This is a genomic window from Mesorhizobium sp. M1050, assembly GCF_040318715.1.
GTDB lineage: Bacteria > Pseudomonadota > Alphaproteobacteria > Rhizobiales > Rhizobiaceae > Mesorhizobium.
Genome location: NZ_JAMYMV010000153.1, coordinates 1 through 3247 on the forward strand (window position 1 = coordinate 1; position 3247 = coordinate 3247).

Annotated in this window: 3 protein-coding genes; all 3 read right to left on the bottom strand. The window is 62.1% G+C overall.

Annotated features, from left to right (window positions below):
• Nucleotides 1–88: 88 nt before the first annotated feature.
• Genes NKH57_RS33525 through NKH57_RS33535 form a run of 3 tightly spaced genes read right to left on the bottom strand, consistent with a single transcriptional unit; the run spans nt 89 to nt 2945 of the window.
• Nucleotides 89–1102 carry a site-specific integrase gene (locus NKH57_RS33525; protein ID WP_352950628.1) on the bottom strand — a complete coding sequence of 338 codons (1014 nt, stop codon included), beginning with the start codon at nt 1100–1102 and terminating at the stop codon, nt 89–91.
• Nucleotides 1099–2070: a tyrosine-type recombinase/integrase gene (locus NKH57_RS33530; RefSeq protein WP_352950630.1), complete on the bottom strand. Its 972-nt coding sequence runs from the start codon at nt 2068–2070 to the stop codon at nt 1099–1101. Before NKH57_RS33530 ends, NKH57_RS33525 begins: the two co-directional genes overlap by 4 nt.
• A complete protein-coding gene (locus NKH57_RS33535) occupies nt 2067–2945 on the bottom strand; it encodes a site-specific integrase (RefSeq protein WP_352950632.1) in 879 nt (292 codons plus the stop codon). Before NKH57_RS33535 ends, NKH57_RS33530 begins: the two co-directional genes overlap by 4 nt.
• Nucleotides 2946–3247: the final 302 nt, after the last annotated feature.

A 3247-nucleotide genomic window follows, 5' to 3' on the forward strand; every position in this document is an offset into this window, starting at 1 on the left:
CATTATCCAGGGCGAAGTTTTATCTGGAGTTCTGCCGCTCAGAAGCTGGGTTCTGGCGAAAAAGCCGGCGGGGTTTGTCGACATAAAATCAGAGCGACTGGAGGAAAGAAAGCAGGTCTGGCTTCGGCTTCCATGGTTTGGTCTCGACGGGCTCGAGATCGGCATGTTTCCAGAAGGTCTGCAGCGCATCACGCTTCATCTTCAGGTTGGTGGCTATGTAGCGGCTCGTGGTCGCAATGCTGGCGTGGCCGAGATAGTCGCGGATTACGGTCACGTCAGTGCCCGACTGCAGCAGCGCGGCGGCGCAACTGTGGCGCAAAACGTGCGGCGTAACACGATCACGTGCCAGGGTCGGCCGATCCTGGGCTGCTGCTGAGACATGCTTGGTCAGAATGTAGGCCACTCCGTCGCGGGTCAGGGGCTGACCGTGACGGTTGACGAAAACATGCCGCTGATCCTCAGCTGTCATGCCGTGCAGGCGGCGCAGTGCATCGGCCGTTTGTGACCATATCGGCACGAGCCGTTCCTTGCGACCCTTGCCCCGTAGACGAACCTGCCGTGGTGGCATCAGTTGCAGATCACTCCATAGCAGGCCGGTCACCTCGCTGACCCGTGCGCCGCAATTGTAGAGAAAAAGCAGCAGCGTATAGTCGCGCCAGCCTTGGCGGGTCCGTCGATCGGGGGCCTCGATGATGGCCCGAATATCGGGAGCTTCAAGGTAGTGGCCAGGTCGAAGTCGCGCCCGCTTCGATGGCAGCGCCAGCACCTGTGTGTAACGGAGCGCATGGTCAAGGTCGTTGCGCAGAAGGTGCTTGAAGAAGCTGCGCAGCGCGGCACGGCGGCAGTTGCGTGTGGCGGCGGAATTGGACCTTGTGGTCTCGAGATGATCCAAAAACGCAGCGATCATATTGGCGTCGAGATCGTTCAGCCTGAGCGCGGCGACCTCGCGGTTCTGACGCTGGGCCGCAAACAACAGCAGCAGCTTGAGCGTATCGCGATAGGCGCGGATCGTGTGCGGGCTCGCGCCGCGCTGACGGGGCAGATAGGTGGTGAAGAAGGATTCGACGAGGGCGAAGAGCGCCTGTGACGCGGCCTGGCTCATTGGGGTTGGCGGGCGCATCGCAGATGCTGTTCGAACCGGGTACTGGCCAACTCCAGCAGTTGTGGTGTCGCCTTCAGGTAGACCTCAGTGCCAAGGAGGTTCTGATGGCCGAGATAGGCTGACAGCAAGGGCAACTTGGCGTGTATATCGACGCCTTCCTGTGCCCACATCGTGAGGCGGTGGACCGCGAAGGCATGACGGAACTCGTAGGGTCGGGCGCCAACCCGTCCTTGTGCGGATTTGATACCCAGGCGACGAAGAATCCGGCGGATAGCATCGGATGCGGAAGCGGTCGTAAGAGGCGAGCCGTTGCGGCGAACGAACAGGGCTTCCGGATTCGCGCAGTGCCGGTCGATGAGTATCTGACGCCGATCGTCGATGTAGCACCGCAACTCTCCGACTAGGTCATCCTGCATGGGCACGATGCGCGTGCGCCGCTTGCTGTCGTGGATCGTCAAAGTGCCGCGTTCGAGATCGACATCGGTCATCTTGAGGCGCGCGGCTTCTCCGAGCCGCAGGCCGGTGCAATAAAGCACAAGAATAAGCCTGCGCAGCATTGAGGCCCATATGAAGTGCCCCTGATGCGCCGAGGCGACGGCAAGGATTCGGAGGATCTCGTCCTGGCTGAAAATATAGGGGAAGAAGGTCGACTCCTTCACCGGCGCCCAGCTATGCTCGGGCACATAGCTGGTAGGATCGCGTCGCCGACGGAAAAGGCAGAGCTGCCGAATGACGCCGAACTCGTTGGCAAGCGTGACGGCCTTGCGGCCGGGGTGCCGCCCACACCAGCGCTGGATAGCCTCCGCCAGAGGGATGGGGTCTTCTTCGCCCCAATGCTGCCGGACAAAGCGGAGGAAACGGTCGATCTCGAAGGCGCCACGCTTATACGGATGGCCCATGGCGCGTTTGAACCGCAGAAAGCTCTCCGCGTCGCGCTCCAGCTCGGAAAGGATGACGATGGTGGTCATGCCGGCACCGGCAATGCGACATCACGCAACGTCTCCGTTGCGATCCGCACATAGGCAGAGAGCGACTCTGGATCGCGATGCCCGAGAAGCTCGGATACCACACGCGGCGGCGTGCCGAGCTCGATCTGGCGTGCCGCGTGGGAATGGCGCAGAACGTGGCTGCCGAGGAACGTGCCCGAAATCCCGGCGGCCCTGGCATGCTTTGCGATGATGTGGCGTATCGCGCTTGAAGCGGCGAAGGGGCCGAACGGTACCTTCATCTGCACGAACAGATGACGGGTCGGCGTGCCGCTGGGCCGTCCATCGCGCAGATAATGCGCCACCGCCTTGGCCACGGCCGGCAGGAGTGGCAGGGTGAAGGCTGTCCCCGTCTTTGGCCGGACGACCGACAGTGTGCCGGCTTCCCAATCGATGTCGTCGAACCGCAAGCGGATAGCCTCACCCGCTCCAAGGCCGTAAGTGCTCATCATCAACAGGAGCGCGTAATCGCGCAGACCCATTGGTGTCGACCGATCCACCGCCTTCAGCAGCCGCTGCACATTCTCCCAGGCGAGCGCCCGCCGCGGTCGCTCAAGGCGCGGCTGCACCGGCGCGATCACGGCTTCGCTGAGATCGACGGGAATGCGCCCGCTCCAATGCAGAAAACGCAGGAAACAGCGAATACTGCACGCAACATCGCTGACGTGCGACCGGGAATATCGTTGAGCGTAAGAGACAAGAAAAGCGTCGACATCAGTCAAGCCTATCGACAGCCAGCCTTCACCGGCTTGTATCAGGTGACCCTGAAATTTGCCGATGTGCTGCAACTTCTTGTGCACGGTCACCTGCGGGTTGCCCCGATGCCGGAGCAGGTAGTCGGCGTACTCGGCAAGCAAAGGCGTTGCCGGCGGCTTTGCTGGCCGCGGCGACCGCCAATCGGGAGGCGCCAACCCCATGCTATGATAGACTCGGTTGAGCGACTGCAGAGCACTCCGGAAAAGGCCCAGCGACCGCGGATCGAGATTCTGCCGCCGCGCATACCAGCCTATGAAGCGATTTGCCCGTTCGAGGGTGAGCTCTTCGCGCTCGATCAGCCCGTGTTCGGCGCAATAGGAGCGAAACGACCTGATCCTGCGCATGTAGACCAGCACAGCGCCAGGGCTCAGGCGGCGGTCGGCGCGCCAGACGCGGTAGATAT